The sequence below is a fragment of the Alteromonas sp. DY56-G5 genome (assembly GCF_041414725.1).
Lineage (GTDB): Bacteria > Pseudomonadota > Gammaproteobacteria > Enterobacterales > Alteromonadaceae > Alteromonas > Alteromonas macleodii.
In genome coordinates, this window is sequence record NZ_JANHZQ010000018.1 from 32,819 (window position 1) to 48,531 (window position 15,713).

A 15,713-nucleotide genomic window follows, 5' to 3' on the forward strand; every position below is an offset into this window, starting at 1 on the left:
CCTCCTTAGGCCAACATCATTTTTGCTTTTTTAAGCGCAGCAAATAGGCTGTCTACTTCTTCAAGCGTATTGTAAATTGAGAACGACGCACGGGCAGTACCCGGAATACCAAAGCGCTTCATTAGCGGCTGTGCACAGTTATCACCGGTACGGATCGCAACGCCTTGTCTATCGAGAATGAAGCCCACGTCCGCCGGGTGCGCACCTTCCAGGAGAAAACTCAGCACGCCTACCTTGTTAGGTGCTGTACCGATTATCCGCATACCGTCAAACGCTTCGGCCTGCTCGGTAGCATAGGCCAGCAGCTTTTGTTCATGTTCATGCAAAGCATTGACATCAAGGGCACTAAACCAATCTACTGCAGCGCCCATACCAATGGCACCTGCGATGTTTGGCGTACCGGCTTCTAAGCGATTTGGCAACGCACCCCATGTGGCTTCATGGTAAGTCACGTCTTTGATCATCTCGCCGCCTACCTGCCAAACAGGCCAGGTTTCTAGCACCTCTTTTTTGCCCCACAGACAGCCAATGCCCGTTGGGCCGAATAGCTTGTGGCCTGAAAACGCGTAAAAATCACAGCCAATGTCTTGTACGTCAACACCGCCGTGAGCAATGCCCTGTGCGCCATCAACCAGCACCCATGCGCCTACCGCTTTCGCTTTTTCAGTAAGCAGTTTAATTGGGTTAACCGTTCCTAATGCATTCGATACGTGAGGAAACGCCACCAGCTTAGTGTTTTCAGACAGCAGCCTATCGAAAGCGTCTACGTCTAACTCTCCGCTGTCGAAAATAGGTACAACATTTAGCGTTGCACCAGAACGGCGACACGCTTGTTGCCAAGTCACCAAGTTTGCGTGGTGCTCAAGCTCAGTCACCATCACTTCGTCACCTTCGCTTAGTAGCTGTCCAAGACCATTGGCGACTATATTAATGGCTTCTGTGGTGCCCGACGTCCAGATAACTTCTTCACGCGCTTTCGCGTTAATGAACTTTGCAACGCTGGTACGTGCATTTTCGTAACGGCGCGTGGCTTCATCCGATAAATGGTGCGCACCGCGGTGCACGTTTGCATTCGCCCCCGTGTAAAAATCTACTAAGGCGTCGATAACGGCCTGAGGTTTTTGTGTTGTTGCCGCATTATCTAGGTAGACCAGCGGCTTGCCGTCTACCGTTTTAGATAAAATAGGAAACTGGGCACGAAGTGCTGCAACGTCTAAGCTCATTTCACCTCCATTTGGGCGAAGCGCTCACTTAAAATTGGTGCTAGCCATTCACGGACTGCCGCATTAGGCACGTCATTTATAAGCTCTTGAATGAAGCCAAAGTTGAGCATTACCAGTGCTTTACTGCGAGAAACGCCGCGGGTAAGCATGTAATACAAGGCTTCTTCTTCAATTTCAGCAACCGTTGCACCGTGGGCACATTTTACGTCATCAGCATAAATTTCAAGCTCAGGCTTAGTGTTGATAACGCCACGGCGAGATAGCAACAAGTTGCGGTTATTAAGTTCAGCCAATGTCTTTTGCGCATCACGATGAATATGAATGCGACCATTAAACACAGCACGTGCTTTATCGCCTACAATCCCACGCGCGTTTTCTTCTGTTGTGCCATTAGGCATCGCGTGCTCAATGGTGGAGTGAAGGTCAAATAACTCGCCTTCCGCCAGAAGATAAATGGCATTCATTTTTGCATCGGCAAATTCGCCGGCGTGATGAATGTCTACATCTAAACGGGAAAGCTCACTTCCATAGCCCACCATGGTGCTGTTAAGCGTGGTGCGGTTATGAAGTTTGAAGTGGCTGCCGCCTAATTGCTTGGCTTTGCCAGTAAACATAGCAAAACGATAGTGTTCTAGATGTGCATCATCAGCAAGGTCATATTCAGCAAACGCAGTGGTTAAACTTTCCGTATCGCCAAAACCTTGCTCGATAACAGTAGCACTAGCGCCTTCAGCAACCTTCACAACCACACGCGTATGGGCATCAACGTTCTGCGAGGCCATATTCACAATGCGAATTGGCGTTTCAATCTTCGCACCCGCTTCAACATTAATAAATATACCATGTTGGCACAGCGCGTCGTTAACTAGACCAAACATATGACGGGTTGGTTTAACCTGACCGTATACACTGCTGATCGCTTGTTGCGTGGCAGCATCATCATTATTAAGCGACGTGATGCTCATGCCCGCTGGCACATTTAGCGTATTAACCTGCGTAACCAATACACCGTCTACGAATACAAGGTCAATAGCATTTAGGTTATCGATAGCGGGTACTGGTAGATAATCTGCCTGAACCGCTTGCTTCGCTTCACGCTTCTCAAGTGGCGTTAACGGTGTAAAGCGCCAGGTTTCGTTTCTACGGGCTGGCCAACCATCAGCTTTTAACTTTTCTAAGGCCTGCTGACGCACGGGCGCTAAGTAATCGGAGATTTGCGCCGCATCAATGACCTGTTCTAGCCATTGACTCATGCTTCAGCCTCCTCGTACGCTTTACCTAGGAATGCGTATCCGCTCTTCTCAACTTCTAGCGCTAGTGACGCGTCACCGCTTTTCACGATTTTGCCGTCGGCAAGAATGTGAACGAAGTCAGGCTTGATGTAGTCTAGAAGACGCTGGTAGTGGGTAACAACGATGAAGCTACGCTCACCGTCGCGCTGGCTATTAACACCATCGGCAACAACCTGAAGTGCATCAACGTCAAGGCCTGAGTCTGATTCATCTAGAATACAAAGCTTTGGCTCTAGCAAAATCATTTGCATGATTTCGTTACGCTTCTTCTCACCACCAGAGAAACCTTCGTTTACACCGCGCTTCAAGAAATCCAATGGAAGCTGTACCTGCTTGCACGCTTCTTTTGCTTTCTTTAAAAACTCAGCAGCTGTTAATGGCGCTTCGCCGCGCTGTTCGCGCATAGCGTTAACTGACTCTTTCATGAATTCCATATTGCTTACGCCAGGAATTTCAACTGGGTATTGGAACGCAAGGAAAAGGCCTTCACGGGCACGCTCTTCTACTTCAAGCTCTAATAGGTCTTTACCGTTAAGCGTGGCTTCGCCTTCGCTTACTTCGTAACCATCACGACCAGATAGGACGTAGCCTAGTGTACTTTTACCGGCTCCGTTGGGGCCCATGATAGCGTGTACTTCACCAGGTTTAACTTCAAGGTTAAGACCTTTAATGATGTTTTTCTCTTCCACGCTGGCATGTAAATTCTTGATACTAAGCATTGATTACCCCACTGAACCTTCAAGACTAATTTCGAGCAGCTTGCCGGCTTCTACGGCAAATTCCATTGGCAGCTCTTTGAATACTTCTTTACAGAAACCGTTAACAATCATAGAAACGGCCTTTTCTGTGTCTAAGCCACGTTGCTGACACAGGAATAATTGTTCGTCGCTCACCTTCGATGTTGTTGCTTCGTGCTCAACAATGGCTGAAGGGTTGCGGCTTTCGATATACGGGAATGTGTGCGCGCCACATTTGTCACCGATAAGTAGCGAGTCACACTCGGTGAAGTTACGTGCTCCGTCTGCGCGAGGGCCCATTTGAACAAGCCCGCGATAGGCGTTGTTACTGTTACCCGCTGAGATACCTTTAGAGATAATGGTCGACTTGGTATTTTTACCCACGTGGATCATCTTAGTTCCGGTATCAGCCTGCTGGCGACCGCGCGTTAGCGCTACTGAATAGAATTCACCTACACTGTTGTCGCCTTTAAGTACACAGCTTGGGTACTTCCACGTAACCGCAGAGCCAGTTTCAACCTGCGTCCACGAGATTTTCGCATTGGTATGCGCTACACCACGTTTTGTCACGAAGTTGTAGATACCGCCTTTACCGTTCTCGTCACCTGGGTACCAGTTCTGTACTGTTGAGTATTTAATCTGCGCATCGTCCATTGCCACTAGTTCAACCACTGCCGCATGCAGCTGGTTTTCATCTCGCTGTGGCGCGGTACAACCTTCAAGGTAGCTTACATAGCTGCCTTCATCAGCAACAATCAAGGTACGCTCGAACTGACCGGTGTTCATTTCGTTAATACGAAAATAAGTAGAAAGCTCCATTGGGCAACGTGTGCCTTTTGGAATATAGACAAATGAACCGTCAGTAAATACAGCGCTATTAAGCGCAGCAAAATAGTTATCTGTGCGCGGCACTACCGAACCGATGTATTTCTTTACAAGGTCTGGGTACTTCTGTACTGCCTCAGAAATTGGGCAAAAGATCACTCCCGCTTCTTCAAGCTTATCGCGGAACGTAGTGACAACCGATACCGAGTCGAATACCGCATCTACCGCAACGCCTGCCAGCATTTCCTGCTCGTGTAGAGGAATGCCCAGCTTTTCATAGGTGCGAAGTAGCTCAGGGTCAACTTCATCTAGCGACTTAGGCTTATCTTTCATACTCTTTGGTGCCGAGTAATAAGAAATGGCCTGATAATCGATTTTCGGATAGTCGACATGCGCCCAATCAGGCTCTTCCATTTCTAGCCATGCATGATAAGACTTCAAACGCCATTCAAGCATCCATTCAGGCTCGTTTTTCATTGCTGATATGCGGCGGATAACCGACTCGTCCAGGCCGCTTTCAAACGTTTCCGATTCGATTTCTGAATAGAAACCCGCATCGTACTTTCTTTCTAACGCCTGTTCGATCTGTTCACTCATGTTGGGATCTCACTTGTTTGCCTGCATTTGCTGCCACTAACCTTTCTATTCAACTGGCAAATAAATCACCCCACGGTCTTGGTAATTTATATCGACTTTCAACTTCAACAACGTCATTTATTTGGGTTTACGCCCAAAAGAGTTGCCAAAACTGCCAGTTACATTGCGGACAGCCTAAAATTTTGGTGCCGTAGTATATAATACCCGACTATTTCACTCAAATATTCAGCCATTAATTTATGGCCACTTACGCGTTTTACACGCTGCTTAAAGGTCAATTTCCTTCAAATGCGCATTAATTTTCTTCCACATTCACTAAAATAAAAAAGAATGCGCTAACACTAACTACGCTTTGCCTACTACAAAAACCCGCGCTCAACGACGGTATAGGCGTTTATGCTGAAACCGCTTGGCGTAGTCTTGTTGTTACATCCACTACTTTTTGTATTACGTAATCGATGTCTTCTTGGGTCGTAAAACGCCCCACGCTGAATCTAATTCCTGCATGTGCCAATTCATTGCTGCGGCCAATCGCTTTTAACACATACGAAGGCTCTAAACTCGCTGACGTACATGCCGACCCTGAAGATACGGCAATATCATTTAAGCCCATCATCAAGCTTTCGCCGTCTACACCCGCAAAACTCACATTTAGAATGCCTGGGATTCGCTGTGTGGCGTGTCCGTTTAAATAGACATCGTCGAGCTGCTGAAGGCCCTGCCACAGCGATTCACGCAGCGCTAATATGCGCGCACTGTCCTCTTCCATTTTTGAGGAGGCTAGCGCGATGGCTTCACCCATTCCAACAATTTGATGGGTGGCTAATGTACCCGACCGCATGCCGCGCTCGTGGCCACCGCCATGAATTTGTGCCACCAGATTAATTTTGGGACGGCGACGCACATATAGTGCCCCCATACCTTTCGGGCCGTATATCTTGTGCGCCGATATAGACAGCAAATCTATAGGAAGCTCAGCTAAATCAATGGCAATTTTGCCCACACTTTGCGCACCATCCACATGAAAAAGAATGCCTTTGTCACGACAAAGCTGGCCAATAGCTTGAATGTCTTGGATAACCCCAAGTTCATTGTTAACGTGCATCACCGACACCAAAATAGTGTCGTCGCGCAACGCATTTTCAAGCGCATATAAATCAATTAACCCGTTCGGCTGTACTTCAAGATACGTAACCTCAAAGCCTTGGCTTTGTAAGTACTCACAGGTATCTAACACCGCTTTGTGTTCGGTATTAACGGTAATGATATGTTTGCCTTTATTGGCATAACCTTGGGCGACGCCTTTTATAGCAAGATTGTTCGATTCAGTGGCCCCCGAAGTAAAAACAATTTCTCTAGGGTCGCAATTAAGCGCGTCGCTGATTTGATTTCTAGCAACATCAACCGCTTCTTCTGCCATCCAGCCGAAGCGATAGCTACGAGAAGCTGGGTTACCAAAGTTGCCATCCAGCGTTAGGCATTTTGCCATTGCCTCGGCCACATTCGGGTCTACCGGTGTTGTTGCTGCGTAATCTAAATAAATGGGTGTTGATAAAGCCATGCGTTACTCAATACCAATTTAAAGTTGAATACTAACTTCGATATCTTTGGTGATATGACGAAGTGATGCATTACCGTCTTGGCGGTCGGCTACTTCTTGCACATCACGCTTTGCCATTAATTCGCCAAGCGTGATTGAATTTAGAAACGCCGCAATGCGATCACTTAGGTCTTGCCACAAGCTGTGCGTTAGGCAGCGATCGCCGCCTTGGCAGTCTGCTTGTCCTTGGCAACGTGTCGCATCAATGGACTCGTCGACGGCGCGAATAACTTCGCCTATCGCAATTTTGCTTGCTTCACGGCCTAACAAATAGCCGCCGCCAGGCCCGCGAACGCTGTCTACCAATTGCTCTTTACGCAATCGAGAAAAAAGCTGTTCAAGGTAAGATAAAGAAATTTCTTGTCGTTCTGAAATGTCGGCAAGAGGCACTGGACCACGCTTTGAATGCAAAGCGACATCAAGCATTGCGGTAACCGCATAGCGCCCTTTCGAAGTGAGTTTCATTGGATTCTCCCGCCGTTTTATAGTGCGAGAATTTTCACATACCCGACTAAAATGGTCAAGTATAAGACCCAGTAAATTAGTCAGGTATTATTGATTCGATTCATCGCTTTTTTGTATCAGGACTTTCGTTTCGTTTAAGCACCATCCTATTAAGCACTATTAGGCGCAAAATTTGCGCGGAAAGGTCTGCTAATAAAAGGCGATGAATGGCTTATTTGAAGGGTAAATAATATTGGCGACCATAAGCGCTATTTGTTTGCATTTAAGTGAATATGAGCAAGAATACTGTCTGCTATCCGATGTGATTGAACGGTATCTATTTGATGGCGCAACCCGCGCAATATTTGATGTTTAGCACCTGATATAGCCCTGGCTGTCGCAACACCGCCACTGGGATGCACCATGTGATCAACATCTCCGTGTATCACTAATGTTGGGGCTTTGACATTTTGAAGCATTGGCGTTCGGTCCCCGGATTTCAAAATAGCACCGATTTGCCGGAACATCGCTTTTGCATCACTTTTGCCACCATTTCGCTGCCATGCCAAACGCGCGTACTGATGCCATTGATTTACGGCTCCGTTTGCAGCTACATCGCCAATATGCGTCATCATTGCCTGATAGTTTTTTACTGCGTCTTTTTCGTTCATTGGCGCTTTAGCTCTTGCCATTCGCCATAGCGTTGAATAAGAGGGTTGCCCTACGCGGCGATTCCCTGTCGTTGAGAAAATAGACGTCATAGATATCACTTTTTCAGGATGCAGACTTGCAAGAGTCTGTGCAATCATCCCTCCCATAGACATTCCTGCGATATGTGCGCTTGATATATTTAGCGCCTCTAACAACTGTGCAGTATCTTCAGCCATCCGTTCAAGTCCATATGCACCTTTCGGCGACCTTCCTCTTAACTGCTGTAATAGGCTGGGATGCGGTGTGTCGCTGCGTACTGACCTTCCTGCATCACGATTGTCAAAGCAAATAACGCGAAATCCACTAGAAACTAAACGCTCTATAAGCGCGTTTGGCCAATAAACCAACTGAAGACCTAAACCCACAATAAGTACAATGGTGTCGGTATTTCCGACACCATGTTCGGCATAGCAAAACCTATCACCGCTTTTAAGCGTTACGTATTGCTCATGATGCTGGGCTAAACTCATTTAAAGCTCTCGTGATTTAATAAAAGTAAGTGTGCGTCTATTAAAATTTCTATTCAAACTTAAGCGCTGGATCGTCTACACGGCCTTTCCGAAAAATTTTCACGTCTTGTGCATAATTGAACGACATAGACCAAGGAAACTGCATGCCTTGACGTGGCAACTGTTCTAAAGAGCGTTGGATGTAGCCAGCGCCAAAGTTTAGCAACGGTTGTGTTTCCATATTTGGGTCTGCTACAGGTGTACACTGTGTAAAGCCGTGCTCTTCCATATGATTGAGCAATCGCGTGAAATGTTCACATAGAAGGCCAATTTTTAGTGTCCACGATGAAGCTGTATAGCCCACCGCAATAGCAAAATTAGGCACGCCACTGAGTAACATACCTTTATACGTAACACATTCTGGAAGCGAAACAGCTTCACCATCAATTTTTGGCACTATCCCTCCTAAAGGCAGAAGGCTTAATCCGGTGGCTGTTACTATAATATCTGCTTCAATATGCTGGCCCGAATCAAGTTTAATGCCCGTTTCAGTAAACGTATCTATAGTATCTGTTGCAACCGACGCCTTACCTTTCGAAATTGACTCGAATAAATCTCCACCCGGAACTGCACACAGTCGCTGCTCCCAAGGATTGTAAGGTGGGTTAAAGTGTATATCTACTGGATATCCTTCGGGTAACATTTTTGCATTAAGACTGCGTATTATTTTGCGCGCACGATGCGGAAAGCGCTGACAAAACACGTACACCCAACGCTGTTTCGCTATGTTAAACCAACGCGCAGCTTTAAACGCTGTATCCTCGCTAAACCACGCGCGTAAATGTTTTGCGATTGGATCATCTACGGGCACAGGCAATACGTAGGATGGCGTTCTTTGCAGCATAGTCACGTGCGATGCGCTTTTCGCTAGTGCGGGAACCAGCGTTACCGCCGTTGCACCGCTTCCGATTACCACGACGCGTTTGTTTTCGTAATCCAGATCTTCAGGCCAATGCTGTGGATGTACAATCTGACCGTTAAATTGTGATTGCCCTTTGAAATGTGGTGCATAACCTTTATCGTATCGATAATAACCCGAAGCGTTAAATATCCATCTGGCGGCAATGTGCTCATGCCGCCCACTCTCTTCTGACTTTAACGTAACCCGCCAATAGTGTTTATCGCTTTGCCAATCTATATCTACCACACGAGTTAAAAAACGTATGTGCTCTTTAATACCGTTTTCAGCCGCGGTTTCTTCTACATAAGCCTTTATTGAACGACCATCAGCAATGGCCTTTTTCTCTTTCCAAGGTTTGAATTCGTAGCCAAAGGTGAATAAATCAGAATCTGAGCGTATTCCCGGGTATTTGAATAAATCCCATGTGCCGCCCAAATCACCGCGGGCTTCTATAATAGAATATGAAAGGTCAGGACATTTTTTTTGAATGTGGTAGGCGCAGCCGATACCCGAAATTCCGGCTCCAACAATTAGTACGTCGAGTAATGGCGCTGTTTCTTGCATAACGTCCCTGAAAAGTGATGATCAACCTTTCATCTCAATGTATGTTGGAGTTATGCATGAGTCAATGTGCTTGTTAATGTGGTGTAAAAACAAGCCTTTGTGAATATTTACTATATAAGGGTGAAGGTTCTCGGCCTTAGCACCCGAAAATAGTATGCGGAATTAGAGTTAAATAGCGGGGTCGAAAGAAGAATGAGCCTTCTCTCGCTCTTGGGTTTCCGTTAGGTCGAAACCCGTTTCTGCGAAATCTTCAGCGCTAATATTGTGTAAATTATCGGTACACACATCGCCACCTAGTGACTGAATGACCTTGCACATCTCTTCCACTTTGGTGTCCATTTGGTGCATGTGCTCTAGCATTATGCCCATCGCATTGGCCACAGGATCAGGGTTATCTGGCGCGACAGCATAGGCATCAAAACCATACTTCTGGGCAATTTTATCTCGCTCGGGGTTTACCGACGCATTCATCTCTTTTTGCTTCGAGATAATGATACGACCCGGGATTCCCACCGCCGTAGCGCCATCAGGAATATCTTTTACGACCACAGAGTTAGACCCTACTTTAGCGTTTTCACCTATAATAATAGGCCCTAACACTTTAGCACCAGCCCCAACTACAGCGCCTTTTTTAAGGGTTGGGTGGCGCTTACCTGCTCTCCAGCTAGTGCCTCCAAGAGTAACGCCGTGGTAAAGGGTGACATCATCGCCAATTTCTGCAGTTTCACCAATGACCACACCCATACCGTGGTCGATAAATACCCGTCGTCCTAACGTGGCACCAGGATGAATTTCAATCCCCGTAAGCCAACGGCTAAAGGTTGATAAACTGCGTGCCAACCATTTCCATTCAGCCTTCCATAGTTTGTGACTAATGCGATGCAGCCACACTGCATGAAGTCCAGGGTAGTTGGTTAGCACTTCAAAGGTGTTTCTGGCCGCTGGGTCGCGATGAAATACACCTTGAATATCATCTTTTATACGGGCGAACATAGTGTTTACTCTTTTTCTTCTATCGCTGGTGCAGGGTCTGCATCGCCAGAGTTAGCATTCTTCACCGATTTATCGATAGACGCCAATATACCGCGTAATATATTAAGCTCTTGAGACTCAGGGCGCGCTCGGTTAAACAAGCGGCGCAGCTTAGTCATAACCACACCCGGGTGACTTTTGCGAATGAACGACGTGCCTTCCAGCGTGGTTTCCAAATGCGTATAAAAACGCTCTAAATCGTCATTCAGTGGATATTCTTCCTCAACACTTGGATATGTTTCGCGATTTAGATAGGCCATGCGAATCTCATAACAAAGGGTTTGCACTGCTGCTGCTAAATTAAGTGAGCTATATTCAGGGTTGGCTGGAATACACATATGGAAGTGACACTGCTGCAGCTCTTCATTAGTTAAACCACTGTTCTCACGCCCAAACACCAAGGCTACCGGGTACTTTTCTACTTCTTGGACCAGCTTTTCGCCACAGTCGCGCGGGCCTAACATAGGCCATGAATGAGTGCGAGAGCGTGCAGACGTCCCTACTACCAAGCCACAGTCTTTAACTGCCTCTTCCAGCGTGCTTACAATTTTCGCGTTAGCAAGCACATCACCAGCCCCTGCCGCCAATGCACTTGCTTGGCCGTCTGGCTCATTTACTGGGTCGACAAGATATAAGCTGCTCAGCCCCATGGTTTTCATCGCTCTTGCTGTCGAGCCGATGTTTCCCGTGTGAGACGTGTTAACTAAAATAATGCGAATATTCTCGAGCATGCGTGTAATACCTACGTACTTATTTGGATAGCGTCTTTAATTCGATATCACGCGCTTTTGGCGTACTATCTTACAGACCTTAATAGCATGAAGTTTAACACAGTGGCAGTATAGATGGCTATTCACGCTATTGTGCTGGGAATTCATTTGCATCGCGCATAGATTCTGGTAGACTCCGCCCGTTTTCGAAAACAACTAGCTATTTTTTGTACAGTTAGTTTTTTTCATTGGTCTTTTACAATTGGTGGTTTATCTATGCATCCTATGCTGAATATTGCGGTGCGCGCTGCGCGTGCGGCTGGAACAGTTATTGTTCGTGGTTTTGAAAAACATAATGAAGTAGCAACAGAGTCAAAAGGCTTAAACGACTTCGTTACTCAAGTTGATAAAGAAGCAGAACAAGCAATTATTGCCAAAATTCAGCAGTCTTACCCGAACCATTGCTTCCTAGGTGAAGAATCGGGTGAAGTGTTGGGCACAGAAACTGATTATCAGTGGATCATCGATCCACTAGATGGCACCACTAACTTTGTAAAAGGCATTCCTCACTTTGCCGTTTCAATTGCACTTCTTCACAAAGGTCGCTTAGATCAAGCGGTTGTTTTCGACCCAATTCGCAGCGAACTATTCACCGCGAGCCGTGGTCAAGGCGCGCAGCTTAATGGTTATCGTATTCGTGCTTCTAAGCCTCGTGACCTTTCTGAAACCATTATTGCTACTGGCTTACCGTTTAAGAACAAATCTCAGTTTGGCGAGTATGCACTAAGCTTAAACAAGATTTTCCACGAAGTGGGTGACATTCGCCGCGCAGGTAGTGCTGCGCTAGACCTTGCTTACGTTGCAGCCGGCCGCCACGACGGTTACTGGGAGCGCGGCATTAAATCTTGGGATATCGCAGCAGGTGAGCTTATTGTTCGTGAAGCTGGCGGCTTGGTAACTGACTTTAAAGGCGGAAACGACCCGCTTCACAAAGGCGAAATTGTTGCTGGTAGCGTGAAGGTTGTTCAAGGCTTAGTGAAGCATCTTAAGTAAGAAGCATCTTAAATAAGAAGCATCTTAAATAAATCGCTCGTAAGCACATAAACTGAGCCGATAAACCAAGCACAGTTAAACAGTAAAGGCGCTATGACACGAATGACGTGACATAGCGCCTTTTTCTTTTTCTCACTTATTGGTTTCGTTATACCTGCGGTAACACACCGCGATTACGAACACTTTACCTCTCGCTAAGTGGCTAATGAGCTATGCGGACTGGTGTTTAACTTTAGGCCAAATAAAAATCTAAGTATTAAAAAGCGCTTGGCGACTTCGTATGTCAGTGCGCACCCCACAACGGTTATTAGCGTTATTAAAATAAATTCTCCGAGTGTCGACGATACACGGGAGCTCAAAAAGAACGCCGCCACCACAATTATCGTTTGATGCACCATATAGTATGGCAACACGCCTTTGTTCAAATAGCTCACCACCTTACTCGGGTTAGACAAATATTTTCGACCGAACCCCAATATTGCTGCCAACCATGCCCAGTGATTAAGTACAACGATTACACCAACCAAAACACGAAACCCAGGCGACGACTCCATTAACTGCCCTGTAGGGCCTAGCAAGTCGTGACGGTCTAAAATTATGACGCTGTAAAGTACTATCGCAATGGTTAAGCTTACGTAACGGGACCTCATAATTGCAGCATACAATGCGGGTCTAAGCGCGACCACAATACCTACCAGCATCACAAAAAAGTACTTTGCATGACTATACCAATCATTAAGCAAGTCGTGCGACGTGGGATATGCTACTCGTAGTTCCAGCCATATGGCAGTCATGATCGTAACCACTAACACGCTAAACAGCGCCAAACTATCGAGTACTCTCAACGCCCTTACTTCCACAAATCTGATAAGCGGGAAAAACAGCAATATGAAAGCGCTATACACAAAAAGGTAAGGTAAAAACCAAAGGTGATTCCATGTCAGTAAGCCAATTACCGATTGTTTGTCGATAAACAAGTCAGTATTTGGATTAATGTAAGCAACGTAGAACTCGCTAAACGGCATGGCTAGTGCTCCGCTGACTGTCCACTCTACATAAACTTGTGGCGCGACGATAACAAACATACCGAATACAAGAGGAATTAATATCCGCAACGCCCTCTTCCCCAGTAGTGAAAGAGATACACGCCAGCGAGAGGTCGTTTGGCCATAAGCGCGGCGCAGCACGACGGTAAATACCATGGCAGAGATCAAAAATAATAAAGACATACGCCATTGGTTGGTCAATATCATCACGTCTTGTAGTAGTGGAAATTGCACGTCGCTTTTTATATGCCAGCCCCACTCTAAAACGTAATACATTCCGATGTGATAAAAAATGAGTACACCAAACGCGATGACACGCAGTGCATCCAACTCGAAATAACGCTGAGTGACAGGACTCTCGACAACGGCCTTCTCTCTCGCCTCCCCCTTTGAAGTTCTATTAACAAACGTTGCTTCCTGATCAACATATGCTTGCGTCAATGTCCTCACTCCTATTCAATAGTGCTTAACTAACGTGTTGCATCTAATGTGATAGACGTCCGACAGCAAACGCCTAAGTGACGAGAATTAAGGGAAAAAGGGTTAAGCGGTGAATAACTGGGATGAAAAATGGAGTCAGTTTCTTAGGGATTCTGAATCAAAACATAAGTACGCTGCATTCGTTTTGCTTGCAGCCTATTTGTTTATAAACAATTCAATCAATGCTGCGTCTAGTTGGACTGAATTTTCTCGAAGCGACAATAACAGCGTAGCACTTTGGGAGCCTTACGTTTGGGAATACTCGAGTGCTTTGAGCACCGCTTTGCTCGTCATCCCATTAATTATCGCTATACGTACACTCGATCAGAAAGTAAAAGTGGGAGCGACATGGCTTGGGTGGCATTTTGCCTTCGCCAGTTTATTTTCGGTAGCCCATGTATCATTAATGGTAGCATTTCGGAAGCTCGTCTATTTATTCTCTGAACGCAATTATGACTTTGGGATATGGCTCAATGAGTTCATCTACGAATATCGAAAGGATGTATGGGGCTATATTACTCTGATTACTTTTTACTATATTGCACGGTTTGGCTATCAACGCTTAATTGGTGAAGCATCACCTATTACACGCGACACATCACAGGTAACGAATGACAACGTGGCCAGCACCTTACCTGACTATTTATTGGTGAAAAAGCTCAATAAGGAGTTTTTGGTTCAAGTCACCGACATACAGCGAGTAGAAGCCTCAGGAAACTACATTAACCTTCATACTCACGTGGGCGTTTACCCCTTGCGTTATACCCTTGGCCGGTTTTGTGAAGAAGGAGCGCATCAAGGCTTTATGCGAGTGCACCGATCGCACGCAGTGCGAATACCTGCCATTGTGTCTATAAGTTATGAAGAAACGGGGGATGGAACAATAATGCTCAATAACGGTCAATCAGTAGCGCTTTCCAGGCGATATAAAGATGATCTGAAACAAGCATTAGCCCCCAATCAATAGTAAATTCCACTTTTGATAAAGCATAAAAAAACCGCATCGTAGATGCGGTTTTTGTACGTTTCAAGCGTGTAAAACTAAGGCATAGGATCTAAATCTGCGCCTTCCTTTTCCACTTGTGGTGGCATTAGGTCTTCTTTACTAATACCCAATGCAAGTGCCACTGAACTTGCGATATACACCGATGAGTAAGTACCAACCACTACACCGAACAACAAGGCGGTTGCAAATCCGTGAATAAGCGCCCCACCCTTGTAGAATAGTGCAACCAATACCAACACCGTGGTTAATGATGTGATGATAGTACGGTTTAGGGTTTGCGTTAGCGAGATGTTGATAATCTCAACAGGCTCACCTTTACGAATTTTGCGGAAGTTCTCACGAATACGGTCACACACAACGATGGTATCGTTAAGTGAATAACCAATTACCGCTAGTACTGCTGCAAGTACCGTAAGGTCAAATTCGATTTGAAGTACTGAAAACAAACCTAGCGTAAGTATAACGTCGTGAGCTAGTGCCGACACTGACCCTAGAGCGAATCGCCATTCAAATCGCATCGCGACATAAACGAGAATACACAAGAGTGCAACTAGCATCGCAAGGCCGCCCTGCTCAGTAAGCTCTTCACCTACGTTAGGACCTACGAACTCGATACGACGCATATCAACCTCAGTACCGTCAGCGCGCAAGGCAGCTAGTACCTGTTCACCAATAGTCACGGCTTTAACGCCATCACGAGGAGCAATGCGGATAAGTACATCTTGGCTGCTGCCAAAGTTTTGCACTATAGCATCTTCAAAGTTCGCTTCGTTTAGCTGGGCGCGAATGCCTTCTAAGTTAGCAGCGTCCTCATAGCCAACTTCAATTAGCGTACCGCCAGTGAAGTCTAGCCCCCAGTTAAGGCTATTAACGCCTAGCGACACGAACGAACCTAAAATGAGTACCGTTGATAACACCATCGCAGGAATGCGAAGGCGCATAAAATTGACGGTATCGGATAGTTTTAATAATTGCATGTTACT

Annotated in this window: 14 protein-coding genes; 2 read left to right on the plus strand and 12 right to left on the minus strand. The window is 46.1% G+C overall.

Annotated elements, in window-relative coordinates; genetic code table 11:
- Window positions 1-5 precede the first annotated feature (5 nt).
- The 10 genes from NO989_RS10780 to trmJ form a co-directional block, all read right to left on the minus strand.
- Complete coding sequence (locus NO989_RS10780) at window positions 6-1,223, minus strand: aminotransferase class V-fold PLP-dependent enzyme (RefSeq protein ID WP_371342513.1); 1,218 nt, start codon at window positions 1,221-1,223, stop codon at window positions 6-8.
- Window positions 1,220-2,476, minus strand: a complete 1,257-nt coding sequence (gene sufD / locus NO989_RS10785) for a Fe-S cluster assembly protein SufD (protein ID WP_371342514.1) — start codon at window positions 2,474-2,476, stop codon at window positions 1,220-1,222. The genes NO989_RS10780 and sufD overlap by 4 nt, the downstream gene beginning before the upstream one ends.
- A complete protein-coding gene (gene sufC, locus NO989_RS10790) occupies window positions 2,473-3,234 on the minus strand; it encodes a Fe-S cluster assembly ATPase SufC (protein WP_014979831.1) in 762 nt (253 codons plus the stop codon). The genes sufD and sufC overlap by 4 nt, the downstream gene beginning before the upstream one ends.
- Window positions 3,235-3,237: 3 nt before the next feature.
- On the minus strand, window positions 3,238-4,674 hold the full coding sequence (sufB, locus tag NO989_RS10795) for a Fe-S cluster assembly protein SufB (protein ID WP_014950176.1): 1,437 nt from the start codon (window positions 4,672-4,674) through the stop codon (window positions 3,238-3,240).
- A 394-nt stretch (window positions 4,675-5,068) separates the two neighbouring features.
- The gene (locus tag NO989_RS10800; RefSeq protein WP_239220135.1) at window positions 5,069-6,235 is read right to left on the minus strand and encodes an IscS subfamily cysteine desulfurase; all 1,167 of its coding nucleotides are present in this window, start codon (window positions 6,233-6,235) and stop codon (window positions 5,069-5,071) included.
- 18 nt (window positions 6,236-6,253) lie between these two features.
- Complete coding sequence (gene iscR / locus NO989_RS10805; protein ID WP_014950178.1) at window positions 6,254-6,739, minus strand: Fe-S cluster assembly transcriptional regulator IscR; 486 nt, start codon at window positions 6,737-6,739, stop codon at window positions 6,254-6,256.
- Window positions 6,740-6,987: 248 nt separating this feature from the next.
- Window positions 6,988-7,899, minus strand: a complete 912-nt coding sequence (locus tag NO989_RS10810) for an alpha/beta fold hydrolase (protein ID WP_101565283.1) — start codon at window positions 7,897-7,899, stop codon at window positions 6,988-6,990.
- A gap of 49 nt (window positions 7,900-7,948) precedes the next feature.
- On the minus strand, window positions 7,949-9,403 hold the full coding sequence (locus NO989_RS10815; protein ID WP_061486185.1) for an NAD(P)/FAD-dependent oxidoreductase: 1,455 nt from the start codon (window positions 9,401-9,403) through the stop codon (window positions 7,949-7,951).
- 168 nt (window positions 9,404-9,571) lie between these two features.
- Window positions 9,572-10,396, minus strand: a complete 825-nt coding sequence (cysE, locus tag NO989_RS10820) for a serine O-acetyltransferase (protein WP_014950181.1) — start codon at window positions 10,394-10,396, stop codon at window positions 9,572-9,574.
- A gap of 5 nt (window positions 10,397-10,401) precedes the next feature.
- Window positions 10,402-11,166 (minus strand): tRNA (cytosine(32)/uridine(32)-2'-O)-methyltransferase TrmJ, encoded by a 765-nt coding sequence (gene trmJ / locus NO989_RS10825; RefSeq protein ID WP_014950182.1) that lies wholly within the window; start codon window positions 11,164-11,166, stop codon window positions 10,402-10,404.
- A gap of 255 nt (window positions 11,167-11,421) precedes the next feature.
- On the opposite strand from trmJ, the gene suhB reads away from it, so the two are divergent.
- Window positions 11,422-12,198, plus strand: a complete 777-nt coding sequence (gene suhB, locus NO989_RS10830) for an inositol-1-monophosphatase (RefSeq protein WP_014950183.1) — start codon at window positions 11,422-11,424, stop codon at window positions 12,196-12,198.
- A gap of 194 nt (window positions 12,199-12,392) precedes the next feature.
- On the opposite strand, the gene NO989_RS10835 is transcribed toward suhB, so the two are convergent.
- Entirely contained in the window at window positions 12,393-13,694 is a 1,302-nt protein-coding gene (locus tag NO989_RS10835; protein WP_371342515.1) for an acyltransferase family protein, read from the minus strand.
- 100 nt (window positions 13,695-13,794) lie between these two features.
- On the opposite strand from NO989_RS10835, the gene NO989_RS10840 reads away from it, so the two are divergent.
- Window positions 13,795-14,691 (plus strand): LytTR family DNA-binding domain-containing protein, encoded by an 897-nt coding sequence (locus NO989_RS10840; RefSeq protein WP_069944622.1) that lies wholly within the window; start codon window positions 13,795-13,797, stop codon window positions 14,689-14,691.
- A 74-nt stretch (window positions 14,692-14,765) separates the two neighbouring features.
- Here NO989_RS10840 and secF read toward each other — a convergent pair whose 3' ends face one another.
- Window positions 14,766-15,707 carry a protein translocase subunit SecF gene (secF, locus tag NO989_RS10845; protein ID WP_014977044.1) on the minus strand — a complete coding sequence of 314 codons (942 nt, stop codon included), beginning with the start codon at window positions 15,705-15,707 and terminating at the stop codon, window positions 14,766-14,768.
- Window positions 15,708-15,713 lie beyond the last annotated feature (6 nt).